The sequence below is a fragment of the Kaistella soli genome (genome assembly GCF_019038595.1).
GTDB lineage: Bacteria > Bacteroidota > Bacteroidia > Flavobacteriales > Weeksellaceae > Kaistella > Kaistella soli.
Genome location: NZ_JAHOPF010000003.1, coordinates 172,429 through 195,533, shown reverse-complemented (window position 1 = coordinate 195,533; position 23,105 = coordinate 172,429). Strand labels below are relative to the sequence as shown.

Sequence of the window (23,105 nt, the reverse complement as noted above, 5' to 3'; positions counted from 1 at the left end):
TTAGAGCAATCTCATTCCGTTTTTATGGGTATAATAAATATATCTTGCTGTAACATACAGTTCAATAAAAAGAACGCAGAACGCAGCGCCGATATGATGAAACTTCGGAATAAAAACAAATGAAAGTATAATATTCAGGAGGCCCGCCGAAATAATAATCCTGCTGTACTGCCGGTTTTTGTTAAAAACAATCATCGTGAAAAGGGCAAAAATATTAGCCAGAAAGATGAGAAATGGGATTACTGCAAAAATCCTTAAAACCATTATAGGTTCAATATTTTCTTTTTTAAATATAAGAAAAATAATTTGCGGGGCCAGCATGTAAATTGCGACACAAAGAGGTGCGAATAGGAGACTGCCATAGGTAAGAAGTTTTCTGTTGATTCGGAGCACCCGGTTTTTATCGGTTTGGGCTTCTTTAACCAGAAAAGGAAACAGAGCTTGGGACAACGGAGTCAGCATTCCTCTGATGATCTGGATAATTTTGTCTGCAATACTGTAATAACCCACTATGGTGTTCGAAGTGTAAAACCCCAATATTGTAATGACCGCTGTAGTATACAAAGTCACAGAAATATTAGAGATGAAAAGGTGCCAGCCATCTTTAAGATAAAAAATTATAGTCTCCCAGGATGTTTTTTGGAGCCTTATATGATAACTTTTAAAAAGCACAGCCACTGAAATAATCCCGATGGTTATATATCCGAATGAGTTAAAAACCGGTACAAGAAAAAAATCATGCTCGTTTTTGACAAATATAAAAACACATGCAGTGAAAAGCAATTTTGAGACGATATTAAGAATGGAAATGAATCTCATCTTCTCAATACCCTGAAAAAACCAGATGGGAAAAAGACTTTGCCCGATAACCGTCCCAAAGGTAAAGAAATAGATAAGGGAATATTCCCGGAATTTGGAGACTGACAAAACAAGAATCAGCAATACGATTACAGAAACGGCCACCAAAAGCAACTTGATGATATATACCGCACTTACAATCTCATTTATTTTTTTTTTGTCGTTACGGTAAACCGAAATCTGACGCGTCGCAGACAGATTGAAGCCGTAATCAGTGAAAATAAGCAGATAGCTGATAATTGACGTTACGAATGCAAGCAGACCGAATTTTTCAACACCAAGCCTCGAAACCAAATAGGGAAATGTAATAACAGGTAACAGAAAATTGGTGACATTAAGAATAAGGAGATAAAAAAAATTGGAAGAAACATTCCTGAAATCTCTATTTCTGATCACCTTTTTTATACTCTCTATAGATTTTGCCATTTTTAAATTACAAGTAACTTGATCGTAAACTGAAGAGCATTCATCATGAACACCATCCGCGAGAATTCATTTCCTAAAACCGGTCCTTTAATTTCTGAAAAAAGCTTCTGTCCTTTGCGTTATATCCGTAGCCGTACTTATTCCCATAACCAAAATATTCTTTATCTACATCGTTAAGAACAAACGCGGCATTTTTAATTTTTTTAGAATCGATCTGTTTATTGGCAAACTCTATTAGCGGTTTTTCGGTGACTCCGGATCTGGTTACATAAAGCGTTGCTTCTGCTAAATCAGAAGTGATGAGGGTATCCGTTACCAGCATCAGCGGAGCAGTATCTACAATAATATAATCATACAGCTCCTTGAGTTTCTGGATGAGAGTTTCATATCTTCCGTTGGAAAGCAGCTCTGTTGGGTTTGGCGGGATACTTCCTGAATAAATAATATCACAGTAAGGATTAAATAATGAAACATGAATAATATCCTCAATCTTTTCATTTTCATTATACAAAAATTCTGTAAGACCGTCGGACCCCCTTTTTGCAGGATCGTACCTCTGCAATTGCGGGTTGCGGATATCAGAACCGATAACGATTACTTTTGTTTTGGGCGAGGCGAGGGTCAGCGCTAGATTGACGGAAATAAAAGTTTTTCCTTCCCCTTTAATTGTGGAGGTAACAAAAACAACTTTTCCGCTGTCTTTTCGGGGCAGCATAAAAGTCATATTGGTAATTAAAATCCTGAAAGCTTCTGCCATTGGCGACAGATCATTCATCTGCACCAATTCTTCCCCTCCTTTCTCCACCGTTGGGATTTCCCCCAGTATTGGAGCACGTGAAAGCTTTTCAAGATCATGCTTGGACCGCACTTTATTGTTAAGAAGTTCTTTAAGATAAATGTAAAGAAACGGCAATACCAAACCGAGTAATACAGTGACACCCAGAATAATCATTTTCTTCGGGGCAACAGGCTTTTCTGATGGAAAAGCAGTATCTATGATTCTCGCTTTTGGCGCAGTGATGGCGAGGGAAATGGCCGCTTCTTCTCTCTTCTGAAGTAGTAAAAGATAGAGATTCTCCTTGATCTGCTGCTGTCTTTCAATACTTCTGAATAATTTTTCCTGGGCCGGAATTTTGGTAAGCTTCGCATTAATGACATTCTGTTCCGTTGCAAGCTGATTGCGCGATGCCTGAAGAGAAACTTTATATTTCACAAGTCCGTCCATCACGGAAGATCTCAGCACAGAAAGCTGACGGTTGAGATCCGCAACCACAGGATTCTGCGGCGTTGCGTTCTCTAAAAGACTGTTTCTTTCCAGGATAAGCTGGTTGTAAGCATTGATGTTAGCCGAAGCAGTAGGATTGCTCAGTCCCACACTCGAAGGCAGCGTCTGGCTGTTGCCTAATCTTGACATATAGGAGATCAGATCATCTGCCAGCTGCAGTTGGGTTTCAGTTTCCAGTATTCTCGCTCTCGCATTGGCGGAAGTTCCAATATTCAGCTGTGCTTCGGTTGGGATGTCGGTAATTCTGTTCGCTACTTTAAACTGCTCTTTCTGGGTTTCCACTTCTCCCAGTTCATTACCTATAATTCCGATTCTTTCATCAATAAAATCCTTTGTTTTCTTGGACTCTGAATTCTTGTCAGAAATTGCATCGCTGTTATACGCCTGCACCAGTTTGTTGATGATGTCTTTGCCTTTATCGATATTCGCATAATTAATGGACAGTTCCAGTACAGTAGCATCCTTATCGACCAAATCGACCAAAGTCCTTTTTTGATAGGCGTTTACAGTAGCTTCAGTAGGCGCATACCCAATCTGTAGCTCCCCCAGTTTCTGTTTCGGATCCGGCTCATAAGCAGGATTCTTCACGATCATAAGATTGGCATAAGGAAGGCTGACCGTTTTATTGTAGGTGGTCACAATCGTTTGGGGAAGTTCTTCTGATGAAATCTCCAGTTTATCCCCTGCAATGGTAAGAATAAGCGGTTTTTTGATCGGCTCATCATACGGCTTCTCGTTAATGAGCTTAATAAGAACCGGCGCGGTTTTCCCGTAAAGTTCAATGTCTTTGAGGCCGTCTTTATTAAGGAGCCAGGTCTGTAATCCAAGCTCAGTCACCACATCGCGCATGAGTTTTTTCGACTTCAGTACCTCCATCTCATTTTCAATACTGTTGGTTCCCATACTGCCAAAGCCTCCCAGTTGGGACAGCGCGCCCATGTCTGCTGAAGGAGCTTTCTTAGTATCTTTGATCAGTGCGGTAGACTTAATGCTGTAAACCGGCGTCGAAGTTTTAAGATAAAAAACGGCCAAAGCGAGAAAAGCGAGAACCGACAAAGCAAACCACCACCATCTGGCGATATAGGGTTTGATAATTTCATTAATAGTAATATCGTTAGAAGCTTCAACTTCCGCATTCGGGATTTGGCTCATTGGTTCTGAAAATTATTTTTTAAAGATGGTGATGAAGATACCGGCAAGACCGATAACTGTACCTGCAATCGCTAGGTAAAGATTGGTATTAGGATCCTGACGCGCAATTTTTTCCTTGGTCTGGTTGGCCGAGACATAGATCACGTCGCCCTGCTTCAGTTGAAAGAAGGGAGAATTAATAAAATTGGCGTCCATCAGATTGATGCGTTCCTTCGTAATGGTACCGTTTTCATTTCTTACCAGAAGGACATCATCCCTCTTACCATAAATGGTTAAATCACCGGCTAGGCCGATCGCGTTAAGCAAAGTCGTCTGCCCTTCAGGAATAGTATATTGCCCAGGTCTCGCCACTTCACCGAGTACAGTGACTTTAAAATTGATTAACCGTACCGTAACGGTCGGGTTTTTCACATAAGCAGTGATCTTTTGCGTTAGCTCCGCTTTCACCTCTTCAAGCGTTTTGTCAGTGGTGCGGATCTTTCCGATAATCGGAAAATCGATGTTTCCTTCCGAATCCACAAGATAGATTTTTTCGGTGTTAGGTGCAGTAGCTGCAGCAGGGTTCTGGGTCGTATAGTATCCTTGGTTGAAAGGTCTTACCACTTCCATATTCTTGGCAGAAACGAAAATGACCAGCTGATCACCTTTTTGAACGGTAGAAACAGAATTTTTAAGGGCAGCTTCTGTTGCAGCCTGCTCTACATTCTGCATATAGTTGATTTTGCCTGGCTTCTCTCTGGATCCGCACGAAGCCAGCGTTAGTGAAAGGAAAAGCAATAACAGGAATATGTTTTTGTTCATGAGTACCATTTAGAAAATCGATAATTGCAAATATACAATTCTATCTTACTTATCCAAAACTTCATATACAGAATTGTTGCTTTTAAATTCCGGTACGATATCTTTTAACCGCTGCACCACCTCTACCTTATCCCGTCTTAAAGCAGCTTTAATAATCTGGTTGGTGTATTTCTCAATCTCCTTAAATTCCATATTGGGATCTTTGGAAATCAGTATTTTTTCATTGTGCGTCGGCAAAGTAGTCGCATCATCGCTGAGCAGTTCCTCATAAAGTTTTTCGCCCGGCCTTAAACCGGTGTAGATAATTTTGATATCCACATGGGGCTCAAAGCCCGAAAGTTTGATCATCCTTTTCGCTAAATCGAGAATCTTCACCGGTTCTCCCATATCGAACACGAAGATTTCCCCGCCTTTCCCCATGGTGCCCGCCTGTAGTACCAGATCGCAAGCCTCGGGAATGGTCATGAAATACCTTACGATATCCGGGTGGGTAATGGTCACAGGCCCGCCTTTTTGAATCTGTTTTTTAAAATGCGGTATCACTGATCCGTTGGACCCCAGTACATTCCCGAAACGGGTCGTAATGAATTTCGTTTCATTGTTCTCTGTATTCTGCAGAGCCTGTACAAAAAGTTCTGCAGATCTTTTGGAAGCCCCCATGACATTGGTGGGTTTCACCGCCTTGTCCGTAGAAATCATTACGAAACGGTTTACCTTATATTTACTGGCCAGGGTAGAAAGGTTTTTACTGCCCAGAATATTCACAAGAATCGCTTCGTGCGGATTTTCCTCGATAAGAGGGACGTGTTTATAAGCGGCGGCATGGTACACCATGGAAAACTGATACTTTGCAAAAAGCGGCTCAAGCCGGTGTCTGTTTGAGATATCAGCCAGCACGAATTTGAAACGGATACCCGGAAATTTGTTCGTCATTTCCATTTCAATATCATAAAGCGGCGTTTCGGCCTGATCCAGTACCACGATCAGATCGGGTTCCAGCTGCGCGGCCTGCCTTACAATTTCGCTGCCGATGGAGCCTGCCCCACCCGTAATAAGGATCGTTTTTCCGTGATGACGTTTTTTCAGGTCTTCATTTTCTATACAGATCGGCTTGCGGTTGAGAAGATCCTCAATCTGCAGCGTTTTAATGGAACCTTCTATATCGTTATCGCGAAGCTTCTGAACAGAAGGCGATTTAAAGACCTGCAGGTCTTTCTCCAGAAAAAGGTTCACCCACGAGTTCATTTCTTCCTTCGTCATCATCTCTTTCACCAGCAGCACCCCATCCAGCAAAAGATCATCCTTGCTGCTTTTTTCCAGTTTATCTCTGCTGTAGATCGGCTTACCCAGCAGGTTAGCCCTGTGGTAATCGTGCCGCTGGGACAGAAAGCCTACAATATGATAGGGCAGCGCGGGATTATCCAGTACTGCGCGGGCAACCGCCACAGACTGCTCATCAATGCCCAGCACCAGAATTCTCTTTCTTAAGGAACTGCGGCGGAATTCTCTGAGGATATGGAAAAATTCCTTCACAAAAAGACGGAACATGAACATGAGCATAAAGGAAGTGGCAAAAAATAGGGCCAGAAAAGGTACCGACATATAGATCATGCGCTCACCCGTAATCATATAATAGGTGAAACTGATAGCGCCTATCACCACGGTACTGCAAAGCGTACTGAGGAAAAGCTTGAAAAGATCGATGAAAGTGGAGTGCCTGATGATGCCCGAAAACGTGCGGAATACATACATAAAAAGAACACTCACCAGCCCGATCAGGAGATACATGTGAAGCGTGTTGTAGAAAACCTCTTTGGAACTGAAACTCAGTTTTTCAATAAGGTAACATGAAAAGAAGATGGCGGTGGCAGTAAAGAAGAGATCAATAAAAAGAATAACCCAGCGCGGAAGGTACCTTACGTCTGAGAGATTCATAAAATTATCTCCACTGTAAATTTTTTTTTTCAGATTCTTGCGAATGCTCATGTGTTTAATCAATTATTAATCTGATCTGCATGACTCCCTGTGTAAACCTTTCCTTTCTTATTCCAATAAACTGCTGATTTTCAGGATAAAGGAAAGTCACAGAAAAAAAATACATTTCCAATTATTTTACAGTGCAATATATCAAAATTTCTGCACAGAAACAGCAATAAACCTTTTGATCTTTCATGAAAATTTGTATTTACTGCAGAATAATGACGGATCATCAGTTTTTCACCTCATTCCGTTTAAAATTTCTGCAGGGAAAATGAGCAGCAGCCACTCTGCAAAGAAAGTACTGGCAGCACTCCGCAGAAAAGGTTTCTTTACAGCAACTGCGTGATCGGTATCCCGCTGAAATACAGGGAAGGAAAATGAAGCCAAAAAAAACCCAAAACAGAGTTCGGGTTAATTTTTAAAGGTCTCAGTTGTTATAAGGAAGGCCTTTTTCTGTAAGTATGATAGGCGATGAGCCCTACCGCCGCAATAATCAGGAGTGGGATATAATCATCAATAGGTGTTGGATCTCCGGGATTAGGCGGAGTCGGCTCACTGGGCTCAGTCCCACGATCTTTCGTATTATCGTCCGATGATGCCTGCGTTGCATCGTATTTTGCACCCCCTTCCTTAGCTGTGTTCTCATATTCAGTCTGACCAAAAGGATTACCCCCTTTCTGGGCATAACCGAAAGCACTGATGAAGAAAAGCATGATATAGAGTATTTTTTTCATTGACAAAGTTTGTGCAAATATAATAATTCGGAAACACATTTATATTTTATTTCAATAATTATTTTAATATCTTCTTAACAACCGTTGCTCCGCCTTGCGTAATTTTCAACAGATAAGTGCCATTGATGATTATTTCTGAAGGAATAATCACTTTCAGGCTCTTCGGCTGCATTTGCTCAATCAGTCTGCCGGCGGCATCATACACCTCCAGGTCTGTTATTTTTTTCGACCGGGCTTTCACCACAAAGTCGTTTCCGTCACGATACACCTGAACCTCTTCTTTCACCGCTGCGTCTGTTGCCAAAACCGCTTCGGGCTGATAAATTATTTCAAACCTTCCCGTACTTTCTCCTGCGGCGGCAGAGAAACTGTAAGCTCCTGCACTGAGGTTGGTGATGATTCCGGTTTGTTTATCCTTTAAATAGATACTTTGACCGTTGGCGAAGACGCCTTCCTGACTTCCCAAACTGAAGGTATAATTTCCTGTCGCAAAGAAGTTCGATCCGAGTGGAATCTTATCGGTATTCACAAATGGAGCCCGCCCGTTGATTACAGCTTTTCTATCGCCGATCAGAGTATATAAAATATCCGACGGCAAACCGTTAAGCTCAGAATCGTCTTTCGTAAAACTGTTATTTCCGTTCTCGAAATAGACTACTGCCACATCGTTGGTGATTGCAGAGGGCGCGGTAAGATTTAACCAGAACCGGTCATCTGTAACCGTCGCGCTGTTTTTCGTGACATTTCCGAAAAATGCCACCCCACCATCTCCGACACGGATTCCGTTATTAAAGGTAAGCGTTTTATTAACCTTCTCTATAGATTTTACCATGAAGCCCTGTCCGGTTTTTACAATACCATCCGGAACTTTCAACGCTTGAGTTCCTCCCGACAGATAACCTGCCCCTTTACCAGTCCCCGAGCTTCCTGATTCCACATTAAATATCGCATATGCCGCACCGTTATAGCCACTTCCCGCTTGCGCTGTTCCGGCAGCATTTGCGGTGTTATCCCAGAAATAGAAAGTCGAGGAGAGATTGGTGGCATTGCTTCCTATTTTATACAGCTCAATCAGACTGATATTCGACGGATAAGGATTTCCTGTAAGGTTATAACCTAACAGCGTACTGGCACCCAAGTTACTGTTGGCCAAATTATAAGTAAAGGAACCGTTCTTCGGAACACCTTTAAAATACACATTCACCGTTCCGCTTCCGGCAGCAGGTTCTTTTACTGCCAAACCACGGCCTTCAATGTAGGCGCCGGTGGAAGAATAAAACATATTATTCCCTTCATTATGATACAGGGTAATCGGGGCGTTGCTGAAAGTTCCCGCATTTTCATAGATATTATTTTTCAGAAACATACCGATCAGCGGCGAAATAAGGTAATTGTACTGCGTGTTGTCTTTGATGGTCACGACTCTCTTCGCAGAAATAGCACCGGAGTTCGCTACCGCAGGAATCTCATCTTTCTGAATTAAATTTCCGTCGCTTTCAATCATGACGTCACTAACGCCGGCATTGTTGGTGAAGGTTTCTTTTACGGTCAGACTCTGCTTGGCATTGATGGTGAGTTTCCCGCCGGCTGCGACGGTGACGTTTTTGGCCACCGCGTTTGGAATATCTACCACCGCTGTTTTGCCAGAAGGGATGTTCACACATTTTGCAATCGTTGGTACCGATCCGCGTAACCAGTTTCCGGCAACACTCCAATTATTGTTTACACTTCCGGTAAAAGTTTTCTTATCGGTCACAATGGAAGCAGATGACGCTGTTTTTGTACACGTTCCCAAAGTCGCAGTTGCGGTATAGGTTTGTGCAGTTTCCGGCGAAGCAAAGACCGTAGTGTAATTTCCTGATCCGATTAGCGTAGATAAAGTTGCATCTGTATATAAGTTTGTGGTTGGCGACCACGTCACTTTTGGTGTAGCATTTAGTTTAATATTATCAATAGACCAACCATTATAATTTACAGAACCATCATGAGACATTTCAAAACCAATATAAACCTGAGAATTTCCAATTAAGGAAGATAAATTTATGGTTTCTGATTTCCACATTGTATTGGTTGGTGTTGAGATACTTGTAAATGAGTTCCATGCTGTATAACTATTTTTATCAAATTGAATATATGATGGGTCTGTAGAACCTGAACCTGAATAGAAAGACATTGGCATTAAATAAAAATCTGTACCGTTGATGGAATAGTAAAGATTTCCATAATCATAAATCCCCCCTTCCAGAGCTGCGATATGATCAAATGTTAGTGTTGCTGCACTGGCATTGGTTAAATCAATACTCTTAGTGATGTCCATATCCATGTATCCAATCGCAGAACCGCTATAATTTAATCGAATCGATTTTGAACCTTCGCTGTAAAGTGTACTGCTAACAAAGAAGTTTGAATTTGTCAATGGACTTGCAGAGAAAGAAACATTATATGTTGCAGATTCAAATTTCTCACTGGTAAGAATAACCGGGGCGACACTTCCTACATCTAATTTAACGTAATCCAAATCACAGGAAGTTGTACCACCGCTTGCAGAAAAAAGCGTTTCAGTGATAGCAGGAACGAGCGGTGCAGGATTTACAGTTAACGTAAAAGTTTGCGTTCCTGCACTTACACAACCATTCGCATTTTTTACACTGATTGTTCCTGTATAGGTTCCTGAAGAGGCTCCAGCGGGAACATTGATTGTGATTGTTCCGGCGCCAGAGGCAAAAGTATTGACCTGATCAGTTATTGCTGCAAAAGAATTGGCAGGCACTGAATTCCACATAATACTGTATGTGGTCGGAGAATTGGTAGTAGATGTATAAGCTAAAGTAGTTGTGGTGGCGGTTGCATCTTGGCAAACTGCCGCTGTGGAATTTGCCCACGTTACTACCGGTAATGGATTAACGGTAAAAGTTGCGGCAGAAGTGGCTGTACCACCCGCAGTTGTAACACTTACTGTTCCTGTAGTTCCGGCACCAATTACAGCTACTAATACAGTCCCGGAATTAGAGGTGATAGAAGCAACAGGCGTTCCGCCAATTTTAACATTAGCTGCGGTGACTCCTGTTAAACCGGTACCGTTTATCGTAATGGAAGTTCCTACACAACCTGAGGATGAGCCTAAACTGGTGATGTTAGGAGGTACAGCGGCAGCAATTGTTATCGCATAATCTTCAGTTTCACCATATGTTGAATTAGTCGCGCCACAAGATTCCGAACTAAGGGGTCCAGGAGAAGTATCGCTATAACGAACACGCATTCTTGCAGTTCCTAATACAGCTCCGCTGCCCACATTTGGAACATTAAAAGTTAAAGTTCCTGCTGTTGTTGCAGCAGCAGTTATAACTCCCAAATATTCTGAAGTTTCAAAAATTCCATTTCCATTATAATCAATCCAAGTTGCAATGTATGATTTGAAACTGCCATTTTTAATACTTAAAGTATAATTTCCACCTGTATTTAAAGTGGCAGTTGTAGAGCCAGATTGCGGATATAAAGTATAATAAGGGGATGATGCAGCGCCCACCGACGTATTATTCAAAGTCGTCCCTACAACAGTTACATTTGAAATATAATCACCGAAACTTGTTCCAGATGAATAAGTAGGAACGCAATATGTAACCGCAGGTGCAATTGGGCCTATTTCCAAACCACTGCTCCAAACCGTTCCGTTTCTGGTGAATATTTTGTAATAATAACCTGTTCCATTGGCTAAAGCAGTTACTGTTTCGGGAGAAGTACTTCCTTTATAAACAACAAAACCATTTCCTAAAGATGTTCCGTTTCCATAGGCTAAATTGGCGGTATAAGTAGTTCCGTCGCCGGTTGGCGTACCCGTATTGGCCGCTGATGCAGCGATAATCATTATTTCACTGTAACAACTTGTGGGAGCAGTCCAAGTAAGAACTGAACTGGCGTTGGCTACGGAAGCAGCTAATGCCGTAGCATTAACGGGAGTTGTTGCTGCAAATGTTTGTGTATTTCCTGCCGCAGATGAGCCCGTAGGAATTCCCGAAGCAAAGGTAAGATCGGAAGCAGCTACAGCATTTACTGCAATAGTATTTCCTATGACCATACAACTCACATCCGCTGTCACAAAGAAGTACCCTTTCGTCCCCACTGTTATGGTTTGGGAAAACGCTGGAAAAGTTTTTAATCCTGCAGCTCCAGGTGCGCTTAATGTTGACACTAACGTAGCGGTACCCGAATTGAAGGTACTTGTCGTTTGATAATATAATTTTAAGTTGGTAAGATTTGCAGCACTGTATGTACCGGAAGTTGTTATCTTTAAACCTTTTAATAATGCATTCGCTACCGAAGTATCTACTGCAAAACTGTAAACAGGATTTAAAGTAGTGTTTTGGGTAATATTGCCCGCTGCAAATGCATTAGAGGACAGAACAATCGTAGGCGTAACATTTACCCGACCCGTGTAATCGCTGGTCGCTAATAGCGGTGCTGTTACATTGGTTAATCCAGCAGCAGTTGTTAAAGTATTACTGCCTATAGTCCCACCTGCAATCTCACTCCATGAAGAACCATCCCATCGGTTTGCGTTGATGTTGGCTTCTGTTCCTACAATGTCAGATGGAACGTATGTAAAAGATGCTTGGTAAGTGTAATTAGTTATTCCCGAAGTAGTAAAAGACCAATAGCGATTTAGATAATCGGTTTGCGTTCCCCCTACGTTTAAACTCGGATGTGCAGACGGCAAAACATTTACCCCTACAATTCCCGCAACGGCATTAGCTGAAAAAGTTAGAGTTGTAGGCGAGAAATTAATTCCGTCGCCTACCGGATAAGTCTTTGTGGATGCACCTGTTGCAAAGGATAAAAAAGCTCTTCCGGTACCGTTGCTAACAATCATGGAATTAGAAGCGCCAGTTCCCAAAGTACCTGCAGAATTGGTATTGGTTAAATTAAAGTTGCCCAATGCAATATTACCATCTGTTAAAGTGACCCCTGTTGCGTTTGATACGGTAACATTTTGTCCTAAAGGAAATGTTGCGCCTGTTCTGTTCATGGTAATTCCCGTCAAAGCCAGCGGATTTGTTGGGCTTAGAAGACTTCCTGTAATTGCCCCGGTTCCGCCAACAGAAAGTGGACCGGTTGAAGTTAAAGTTCCTGCGCCAAAATTGATTGGTCCGTTCAATGTTAATCCGTTGCCTCCCATGGCAGTAACACCAGCTGTTGAATTGTATGTGCCACCAACAGTTAATGGCTGACCAACTGTAACGGTGTTGGTAGTCCTGTTCATCGTAAAATCATTTAATGTTCCACCACTTGTGGCAAAAAGTGAAGTTGCAGGAATCGCTCCTGATCCACCGATGATTAAATTGGAGCTTGCAGTACCAACAAGTTTACTTCCACTGGTAAAAACAATAGGACCATTTATGGTTAACGTATTTGCACCGATACCCACTAAACCAAGTGGAGCAGCTCCCCCTGCAAATGTGGTAGTACCGTTTGCAGTAACCGAAGACGAAAGGATAACTGATGGAGTAGCTACAGAACCGCTGAAGGTATTAGGAAAACTTAAATTATTAACGGTTGCAGGTAATAAGTTCCCTGTTGTTTGCGCAACTGCACCATTAAACGTAAAATTGGTGTTGTTATTAGTGCCATTGCTTAAATTGAAAGTTCCTGTTCCGGCGAAAGTTCCATTGACACCACCTGGATTTGCGGTAACTAAAGTTGCTCCGTTCAAAGCTCCATTTCCAAACATATTTACATTACCGGAACCATTAATTATTGAGGTTGCCGGTGCGGTAACGGTTGTGCCGGAAGTATTGAGAATCCCCATATTAAAAGAACCAGGGGAATTAATGGTCATCGTCGTTCCAGTATTTAGTGTTAAAGTTTGACCAACTCCACCTGTGATGTTTACTGTTCCGGTTATAGGACCGGTTTTTCCCGTTGTTGTATTAACATCTAATGCGTCTCCAATTGATTGCGCACCAGAATTATTGAATGTATAATTTGCTCCACCGCTGAAAGTTCTAAATCCTATTGTTTGAACTGCTCCAGTAGCGGAAGTGGCAAATAAACCACTTGGTGCATTGATTTTAAAAGTTGCTCCACTATTTATATTTAGAGATCCTGCACCCCTATACCATGCGTTGGCTTGCTCGTCATAGGTTGCACCACTTAAAATAGTCATCGCACCAGTACTTGTTGAATAAAAATCACTATTAATCGTAGGTTGTGTAAAAGTTCCCGATATACTAACCGGTGTTGCTAAACCGTTTGTTGCACTACTACCAAAAGCATTTAACCCTAAAGTCCAGTTATTTAACGCTTGTCCACCTACCGTAAACCCTAAATTAAAAGTACCGGAAAGTGAATTGGTGCTGATATTGGAAGTAGAACTTCCTGTGAGTGTTCCAGTTGTTCCCCCAATCGCTCCCGTAAAAGTGACTAAGTTTCCAGCGGCAGTTGGCAATACCAATGCACCTGCCGTTAAAGTTGTAGTACCGTTAATTAAAAGTGTATTACTAGATAAAGTAGTTCCAGTTCCTATTGTAGGATTATTAATTACCAAGTTGTTAATTGTAGTAGGCATTAACGAACCGGCAACCTGCGAAGCAATTGCGTTATTAAAAGTGAAATTATTTGTTGCTACAAATGTTTTAGTTCCGGACGTGGTCACCGTACCGTCAACTCCTCCCGTATTGGCAGTTGTAAAAGTACCGGTTGCAGACTGAGTATAATTACCACTTCCACTAACAAGGGAGTTTGCTGCGGCTGTCGTATTTAATACAGTCAGATTAGGGGTACCGCTTCCTGTTAAACTTAAACTTTGGTTGAGGCCTAAAGTTAATGTTCCTGCAATCGTACGGGCGGTAATATTGTTATTCCCAAAATTTACACCTGCCCCACCATTATTGATTAGAGTAACATTTGTAGGACCGTTCGTTGCAGGCCATTCTGTTGCCTGTACGCCATAAGTGCCACTTGTTTGGTTATATTCTAAAGTACTTCCTGCATTATATTTTATAGGTTGAGCCGCATTATCAACAGAACCGCCTTGATTTAATCTAAATACTCCTGCAACACTTAAAGCTGGCGTTGCGGCCGTACCTCCAATAATCAATTGACTTCCTGTCTGAACTCTTGTGTTGGCTGTGGTTGTGATCGTGCTGGTTCCCGTAGTTACAGGTGTAACACTGCCAACACCTGCAAAATTAATAATTCCTGGCGTAGCTGGACTATTACCGCTGATTGTTGAAGAACCACCCGTTACATAAATAGTCCCGTTATTCGGAATTGTTAAAGTATTTGCATCTAAATTTAATGCTCCTGAAGACTGCATTTGTACGGCAGAGGCTGTTGTAATACCCGAACTGAGCATATTCCAATTTGTTGCATTTGGAGAAGCTGCGAGGTTGAGAGTAGCGGTACTGTTATGAATGAAAACATCTAAATTCTCTGTTCCACCACCAGTTTTAGTATAAATTCCTGCACCAGTACCTACCCACCACAGTGCTCTTCCATTGGTATTGAAAGTTCCACTGTTGGTTAATCCTGTTCCGGCACCCCCACCTATCCTTAGATCGCCCCCTGCAAGTGATGATAAGGTCAAGGAAGAACCTGAGTTTATTGTTACCAAACCATTAGCTTGTCTATAAGCAGAGGAAGAACCAAAGTGTACTGCTGTATTACCTTGTAATGTTACTGCAAAAGGAACTCCTTGTGTTGATGGCGAAGCTGTTGTCCACTCAAGTCCTGCTCCGTAAGAACCACCAGTATTATATATTAAAGTGGAACCCGCTTGGTAATTTGGGGCGTTTGTTATGATTGAGCCACCCGAATTGATTTGTAGTGTTCCGTAAATTCCAGATTTTCTTGTTGCTCCACCTACAGCGCCAAGATCTAAAGCACCAGTTGTTATAAAAGTTGTACCAGAAGGAATAATATCTACAGTCGCGTTACTGGCAGTGCCCAATACAAGACCATTCCCTAAAAATGATATTGTACCATTTGAAGATGTATCAATTGGTGTCCCACTAGTTCCATTAATGCTTAATTGTCCTGCGCTTCCTCCTATACCTCGACCTCCAACAAACAAGGTCTTTGAACCTAAATTCAATCGGTTAGCAAAACCAGTTCCTACAGATAACGTTCCTGTAATTGATGTATTACCGCCTAAAGTCCCTATTACAGCTGCTGCACCAAGAATTGTCACATCTCCATAATCTCCTGCAGCTATTGTTCCTGTACTGCTAATAGTCAAATTACTTATTGCAGTACCTCCACCAGTAGCAGCAGAAGTATTTTGTGTTCTAAAAGTAACAGGATTCACACCAGATTTATAAACTGGGAATGAGCCAAAATAACCTGCGATTGTGGGTGTTGCAGAAGCCGCAACATCAGTTCCCGGCGCATTAGAATATAATCCACCTGCATAGCCCATCCACATGGTAACATACACTGAGGCAGGATTTCCCAAATCTGCTAAGGCGATTCTAACTTCGCGAACGGTTGTTCCGGTAAAAACCGTAGGGATAACTCCAGTTGAAGCCCATGAACCGTTAAACTTATTTAAAGGATCAGTTACACCCTGTTCCGTGTACGAAGAATAGTCAGCTTTAAATGGTAAACTGGCTGTAACGCCATTGTACGCTTTGCCTGAGACTGAACCATTTCCTGCAGTAGTAGGCGCATTCCTGGGATCGGCATCAATGTAAATGGCCAAATTATCATTAGCGCCAAAAGTACCGCTGGTGCGAAAAGCGCCAAAATACATATAAGTTGCATCGAAGGTGATGTAATAATCAGTATTACCTGCTGCTGCACTAAATTTTTCACCAACATTAAAATCGGCAGCATTACCGGTGAAGGTTACGGTATGGTTAGATTGCGCTTTTAAAATAGCACCCAAAACAACGAAAAGTACCACCAGCAATACTTTTATAGACTGTGAAAATTTTTTCATATCAGTTTTTGTTACAAAAGCCGATAAAAAAGAAGCGTAAAGTTTTTTGCCCGTGGCAAAACTGAAAAAAGTAAAGTTTTTCATATAAAAAAGGTGTTGTAATAAGGTAATCTAAAGCACAGGGGCTCGCGAAATTGCACAGGATATCAACAGAAATCTTTAGTTTCTGCGTTTCAGGGCAAAAAGGTTTTTCTTAGATTGAAAGGTGACGGACAGGAGATCCGTATGCAGCCCAAAAATGGTACTGCTATTCGAAAATAGAGTTGTAAACATCAGTTGCTAAATATTTTTTTTAATTGTGTTCCCACTTGTTGGGGAAGCAAAATTACATTTTTTTATAATTCAAATAATAAATTTTAAATAATATTTTTAATTATTTATTAACCATTTATCATCACAAACCATTTTAAAAAGTAAAAAACACAATAAAACCGCATTAACAATACCTTTTCATTAATACATCAATACGGGACAATGTGTTTAAATTCCTAAAAACTTAACAAAATACTTAAAAAATATCCGCCACTCTATAAAAAACAATGAATAACAGTCATCCCGCAACATTCCATCCAAAGCGCATTGCAATCCCGACACAATATATACAAGACACACGTTGTCGTACCGCGCGTTGTTATCCCGAGGAAACGAGGGATCTCACCCATACATTCTTCACTCCCTTCGCTCCGATCTGAAATCAAAGATTCGCTGTTATTTTTCTGAAGTTTTGCATTCGCCGGAACTGTATGTTTCAGTGATATCCCAGGACAGGATCCTCCCACCCCTAAGAATAGCCTCCCGCAGTTTATGCCGACCTGAATTGCCCACCACCCGCCTGAAACAACTGGATACTTCAATTGCCTGCCCCACTTTCTCAAAGTTCTAGAGCAGAATCAGAGTACTTTGACAAAGTTTTTTTAAGGACCTCCAAACCCTCTCTTTCCCAAAGCCCGCATGATGTCCAAAAAAAATCCCAACAGTTCTACCCCAACCCTAAAAGGGAGCCTGCTGGAATTTTTTAAAAGAGATAGAAACGAAAGAATCTGCCGATAAAAAACAAGACTTCCTTAAAAAACCAAATTCACTCCCTTTTTTATGCTGAGCCTGCCGAAGTAAGGGCCGGGGGAAATGAATTTGGTTTTTATTCAACAGACTGAGCATAAACGAAAAACAAATCCCAACAGTTCTACCCCAACCCTAAAGGGAGCCTGTTGGAATTTTTTAAAAGAGATAGAAACGAAAGAATCTGCCAATGATAAAAAACGGGATTCCTTAAAAAACCAAATTCACTCCCTTTTTTATGCTGAGCCTGCCGAAGTAAGGGCCGGGGGAAATGAATTTGGTTTTCTTAAAAAGACTCAGTACACCTGGATAAAACAAAATCCCAAACCATAAGGCTTGGGATTATTGTATTCAAAAACGGACTTATTTCAGCACCTTTCGACTCGTCACCTCACCGTTCTGATTGATTTCAATAAGATACATTCCGCTCGCCAGTGCTGCAGCATCAATAACTGTTTTTACACTGTTCGGCCGAGTCCTGAAAATTAACTTTCCCGAAGCATCTTACACCTGCAGGTCTGTGATTTTTCTCGACTTGGCTTTCACCACAAAATCGGTACCGTCCCCACTACTGCGGTATAATTTTCCGGGAACAGTATTCATAATGAATGATATTAAGTAACGGGATCTTTCGGAAAGGTAAAATCACTTCTGTCTTTCTCCCGCCTTGGTTCGGGAACGGTCTGGGGTTTCTCCCGGAAAACACCCCTTTTTACAAACAGTTCCCGAACAGTCCTCGAACAAACCTCGAACAAAGTATGGCCAAACTACGGGTCAACTATGGGTGAACTACGGCTCAACCTCTGTAATATGCTTTTGGAAAAGGGATAGAAAAGATTTAACTGATGAAAAAAAGCAGTTTAGCAACAGGTGTGAAAGAATTAACCTGCTGTACGTCAATCAGAAGTAAAGATAGGAAAATGATCGCAAACACCACCTTCTTTGTAAAAAATCTTCCGTGGATAGCAAACACAAAGGCAGAAAAAAAATCCCAAACGCTAAAGGTTTGGGATTTGTTGTGTTCAAAAAACGGTCTTACTTCAAAACCTTTCGGCTCGTTACCTCCCCGTTCTGATGGATTTTAATAAGATACATTCCGTTCGCAAGCGAAGCAGCATCGATCACTGCTTTTATACTGTTCGGCTGCAAGGTGGAGATCAGTTTTCCGGAAGCATCATACACTTCAAGGCTGCTGATCTTCTTCGACAGCGATTTCACCACAAAGTGATTACCGTCACGGTACACCTGAATTTCTTCTTTTACAGCGCCGTCTGTGGCCAAAACCATTTCCGGTTTGTAGACAATTTCGAATCTTCCGGCGCTTTCACCGGCATTCGCAGCGAAAGTATAATTGCCCTGACTCAAATCAGTGAGAACACCGGTTTGCTTATCTTTAAGATAAATGGACTGTCCTGATGCGAATATCCCTTCCTTATCCTGTATCGTAAGGGTATAATTACCTCCTGTAAAATGAGCAGTTCCCAAAGGCACCACATCGCTGTCCTTAAAACTGCTGCGTCCGTTGATGGAAACCTTCTCACCCTCTACGACACTGTACAGCGCATCAGATCCCCCCATGGAATACGAATCATCATCGGAGAAGGCATTGTTTCCGCCCTCAAAATACACCACGGCAATCTGTGCTGCCAGGTTGCCCGGAGTGATCATGTTCAGCCAGTAACGGTCCATTAAACTTTCAGTTGCCTGCTCTCCTTTTCCGAAGAAACTTACCGTTCCCTTATCGGTAGTACGGATGGTATTATTGAACTTTACCTGTTGTGAGGCCACTTTAGACTGAATCATAAAGCCCTGGCCCATTTTGATATACTGCGTAGGCCTGTTGTTTCCCGGCAGCCCTGCATCCCCGGTCGCTAATGTACCTGTATTGTCTACTGCATTAAAGATGGCATAAGCCTGCTGCCCATAGGCATCCCCCATCTGAACCGTTTGGCTGTTCGCCCGGTTATCCCAAAGATGGAAGGTCGCACTGATGTTCCCTGCTGCGGCGCCGTTGATCTTATAAAATTCAATCAGATCCATATTGGAAGGATAAGGATTTCCCACCAGATTAAATCCCCTTTTGGCCATGTTGCCGGTATTGGAGTTGACAAGGCCATAGGTAAAAGCGCCGTTCGTCGGGTAACCGGTGAACGTTGCCGTTACGGTAGCCGGCGTACCCGGCACCCCTGTTTTATTGGGCTCTTTCACCGCCAGCGCACGGCCTTTGATATAGGCACCGCTGGAGCTATAGAAAAAGTTATTCGCCTCATTATGATAGAGCACATAATCAATTCCTTTATAGATGGTTTTTAAATTCTGTCCTTCTACAGGAGAATGGATATAGTTATACTGCTGTCTTCCGTCAGACAGGTTAATGGTACGCTGGGCCGTAATGGAACCGGTATTGATGGTATTGCCTTCATTCACCTGCACCAGACTTCCGTCGGATTCTACTACAACATCCGTAGCTGCTGCATTATTGGTGAAGTTGTTCTGTACCTTAAGTGCTGAATCTTTACTGATGGTCAGCTTGCCCCCACTTAAAATATAAATCTCTTTTGCGAATCCGGTGATGTCTGTAGGAATCATAACCGGTGTTCTGATGTAAACACAGTCATTAATGGTGGGCACCAGACCAATTGGTTTCCAGGTGCTGCTGTTCCAGTTCTGCCCGGGCACATTCCATACTTTATTCTTATTTTCTATAATTACGGTACCCGATGCGGTTGTTCCGTTACTGAGTGATGCGGTCGCGTTAATGGTCCAGCTGGCGGTGTTTTCCTTCTGGTCCAACGAGGGATTCATATAAACCGTAGTCACCTCGGAGCCTGCGGTATAAGGAATGGTCGCAGCGGCATCAGTATATACATTAATCGGTGCACTGCTTGTCCATGCAAACGTAGTCGTGAGCGGTTTAACCCCGTAAAATTCAATATCATCGATGGCAACACCATCTTTGTACTTTCCATAGTAGCGAAATCTAAACCTGAAGTTAGGACTTGTATACAAAGACATATCGATGGTTCTAAGCGCAAACTGAGTACCGTAACCAACATCTTTGGTAAATTTCTCCACCTCTTTCCATGTTGTTCCGCCATCAGTGTTAACTTCGACAGCTACGTAATCTTCAGGATCAGGTACGTCGTCATTTGAATATTTGGAATAATACATCCTGAACGAGAGTGTTAGACTTGAATAGCCGACCGTGCTTTTTTCTGGGGAAACAAGCACATTATCGACCGTAAAAGTTCCCACGTCTGAAGTGGCCATCACAAATTTATTTCCTATTGTTCCAGAGGCTATTGCCGGAAACCAAACCTTCTCATTCGGAGTAAAGGTACTGGCACGGATTTGCCACTTTGTTTTACTGTCGGTTGTGGATCCGTTTGAATTTAATATTTCCTGAGTGAATTGTCCTAAACCGTTTTCAAAATATTCTTCTATGATATAATTCGTTTCATTTTGGCCGCTGGCAGAAATCTTAACGGTGGAAGTACTGCCACAGGAAGTTGGGGTATCCGGTGTAAAGGTAATCACCGGCACGGGCCTTACCACTGCGCGTACGGGAATGCGGACCAAAGATTCGCAGGTACCGTTCCATGCTGCAACATAGTAAACCGTCGTACTGCTGACGGTCGGTGTCCATGATGATTTTCCGCTTACGACATCAGTTTCAGCAAGAGGGCTGCCACCTGTTAAATCACTGTACCATCGGACCTTTGTGGATGTGGGGGAAGGGGTTGCCTCCAAAGTTATAGGTCCGGGTCCCGTTCGTATCTGATTGGATATCGAAGTAATAGTGGCCGAGCAGTTTTCAACGACCGTAAATGAATAATCTTCAGTTTCTCCTGCATAGTCTATATTCCCGCAGGGACCAATATTTATGGTATTTGGCGCGGTGTTCATCCGAATTCGAATAACGTAGTTACCCGGTGGAATTGCAGGAGGGATTTCAAAACCAAAAGTAGTAGAAATAATCGTAGTGCCCGCTGATGTATACACCCGTTCGGGTAAACTGTCGTCGAATATACCGTTACGGTCCCAGTCAACCCAGGCGCGAACCTTTCCTCGATCATGGTTTTCAACATATACATTAACTCCGTTTCCCTGCGCCTGTATGCTTTTATCAGTATTGCCTGTAAAATCCTGGTATCCCGCAGGTGCCGAGGAGAAAGCAGATGACTGGGAAGTATCATGCATAGTTCCAATGAACTTTACCATTTTAATGTAATTGGTGCTTTCTTTACCGGACGTTATGCCTGAACTGCAGTACTGTGTAGTATAACTTTCAGCGGTAGAAAACGAAGATGATCCGGAGTTTGCACAAGTGATCTTTCTACGGTAATAGGTAATTCCGGGTGTAGAAATGGCGGTAAGAGTAGCATCCGCATTGGTGGCGCCGGAAATATCGGTCCATGGACCTCCGGTGCTGTTAGCCACCTGCCACTGATAACTAAGTCCGGTTGCAATAGCATCGCCCAATACCGTTGCATTAAACGACGAGGTGGGCAACCCTGTGGATGAGTTAAGTGCAGCTGTTCCGCCAATGGGCGATCCGGCACAGGGAAAAATGGTTGTGGTGAAATTGGCTTTCATAGAATTCGCACCGAAAGCCCCTGGCGTCGGACAGTTGATTCTCCTCACAAATACATCGTATGCAGTACCTGCCGCCAAGCCTGTTAAAGTATATGGACTAGTTGCACTGGATGTAGCAATGGTACCGCCGGCACCTGCTACCGCACCGGTACCCGGGAGGTAGCCGCTAGGGCCATATTCTATGAGGTACGTTCCTGGTCCCGTCCAGGTTAATATTGTGCTGTTTGAAGTAGTCGAGCTGGCTGTGGGTGTCCCTGGTAAAGAAATTGTGTAAGTAATTATAATTTGGCCGTCCCCTCCTTTTCCTCCCTTGTTTACAGCATTCCCAGTTCCCTTTTTAGCTCCTGAACCGCCTGCTCCCTTGCCACCATCTTGACCCACAACATTTCCTGTTAATCCATTCGCGCCAGAATATCCATTTGGAGGTGCAGCACCACCATTAGATAACGACGCATTGTTTCCTGAAATATCCCCGGCACTTGAACCGCCACCACCGCTATAATTTCCGACGGAAGAATGTCCGCCATTACCTCCGTAGGTTGATAAAGGGCTGGCACCCACATTAACATTTCCGTTCTTTAACGAAGTTACTCCTTGTCCCGCGGTATTGCTTGCAAAAGCAATTGCACCTACACCGCCTACAGAGAGCAATGTTCCAGAATCTTTAAACCATGAACTCTCCCCATTATTTGCGGTGGACTCGGTTCCATCCCCACCTTTTCCCACGCTAAAGTTATAAGCAGTTCCCGGAGTTACCGTAAAAGTGCCTTTAACATATCCGCCCCCAGCTCCCCCGCCCCCAGTGGCGCTACTGCCATTACCTTTAACCCCCTGTCCGCCACCGCCACCGCCCCACACTTCAACAGTAATTGTTGTGACATCACAGGGAACGGTCCACGTACCGGATCCTGGAGTAGAAAGTGTTACCAGCGTCTGCGCCTGTAAAAGTGACAGAAAAGAACTAAAAAAAATAAAAGCAAAAAGCTTTCGCAACACAGGAACAATCATTTTTTCTATAGACTTATTTTAGTTTATTGCATTAACATTTAACTTCGGAAAGGTATCCAAAGAACTCATCATGATTTTTTTTCGGGGTTTGTGTTTTAGGGAAAGGTGGCGGAAAGTTATTGTTTTAACGCCGGCCGGTTAATAATCATTCATACTGGTTTAAAACTGATATCCCTGATCCGTTCAACAGATCAGGGATATCAGTTTTAAATTCTTGCTTTAAAATTCGCTCGGAATTTTATCAGAAAGACTTTGAATCAGATCACCCTGC

At 42.6% G+C, this 23,105-nt stretch carries 8 protein-coding genes and 1 pseudogene; 1 reads left to right on the top strand and 8 read right to left on the bottom strand.

Features of this window, described 5'->3' with window-relative positions; all coding sequences use genetic code 11:
• The 6 genes from KSK37_RS06575 to KSK37_RS06550 form a co-directional block, all read right to left on the bottom strand.
• Positions 1-1,284: a flippase gene (locus tag KSK37_RS06575; protein ID WP_217200280.1), complete on the bottom strand. Its 1,284-nt coding sequence runs from the start codon at positions 1,282-1,284 to the stop codon at positions 1-3.
• A 73-nt stretch (positions 1,285-1,357) separates the two neighbouring features.
• The gene (locus KSK37_RS06570) at positions 1,358-3,721 is read right to left on the bottom strand and encodes a GumC family protein (protein WP_217200278.1); all 2,364 of its coding nucleotides are present in this window, start codon (positions 3,719-3,721) and stop codon (positions 1,358-1,360) included.
• A gap of 12 nt (positions 3,722-3,733) precedes the next feature.
• Entirely contained in the window at positions 3,734-4,522 is a 789-nt protein-coding gene (locus KSK37_RS06565; protein WP_246566272.1) for a polysaccharide biosynthesis/export family protein, read from the bottom strand.
• A 45-nt stretch (positions 4,523-4,567) separates the two neighbouring features.
• Positions 4,568-6,508, bottom strand: coding sequence for a polysaccharide biosynthesis protein (locus KSK37_RS06560; protein ID WP_217200274.1), 1,941 nt, complete (start codon positions 6,506-6,508; stop codon positions 4,568-4,570).
• Positions 6,509-6,936: 428 nt separating this feature from the next.
• On the bottom strand, positions 6,937-7,236 hold the full coding sequence (locus KSK37_RS06555) for a hypothetical protein (RefSeq protein ID WP_217200272.1): 300 nt from the start codon (positions 7,234-7,236) through the stop codon (positions 6,937-6,939).
• Positions 7,237-7,294: 58 nt separating this feature from the next.
• Complete coding sequence (locus KSK37_RS06550) at positions 7,295-16,171, bottom strand: GEVED domain-containing protein (protein WP_217200270.1); 8,877 nt, start codon at positions 16,169-16,171, stop codon at positions 7,295-7,297.
• A 1,125-nt stretch (positions 16,172-17,296) separates the two neighbouring features.
• On the opposite strand from KSK37_RS06550, the gene KSK37_RS06545 reads away from it, so the two are divergent.
• Positions 17,297-17,563 (top strand): hypothetical protein, encoded by a 267-nt coding sequence (locus tag KSK37_RS06545; protein ID WP_217200268.1) that lies wholly within the window; start codon positions 17,297-17,299, stop codon positions 17,561-17,563.
• Between the two features lie 30 nt (positions 17,564-17,593).
• On the opposite strand, the pseudogene KSK37_RS14200 reads toward KSK37_RS06545, so the two are convergent.
• Positions 17,594-17,722, bottom strand: a pseudogene (locus tag KSK37_RS14200) (T9SS type A sorting domain-containing protein); the annotation flags it as partial.
• Positions 17,723-18,265: 543 nt separating this feature from the next.
• Positions 18,266-22,834 (bottom strand): GEVED domain-containing protein, encoded by a 4,569-nt coding sequence (locus KSK37_RS06535; protein WP_217200266.1) that lies wholly within the window; start codon positions 22,832-22,834, stop codon positions 18,266-18,268.
• Positions 22,835-23,105 lie beyond the last annotated feature (271 nt).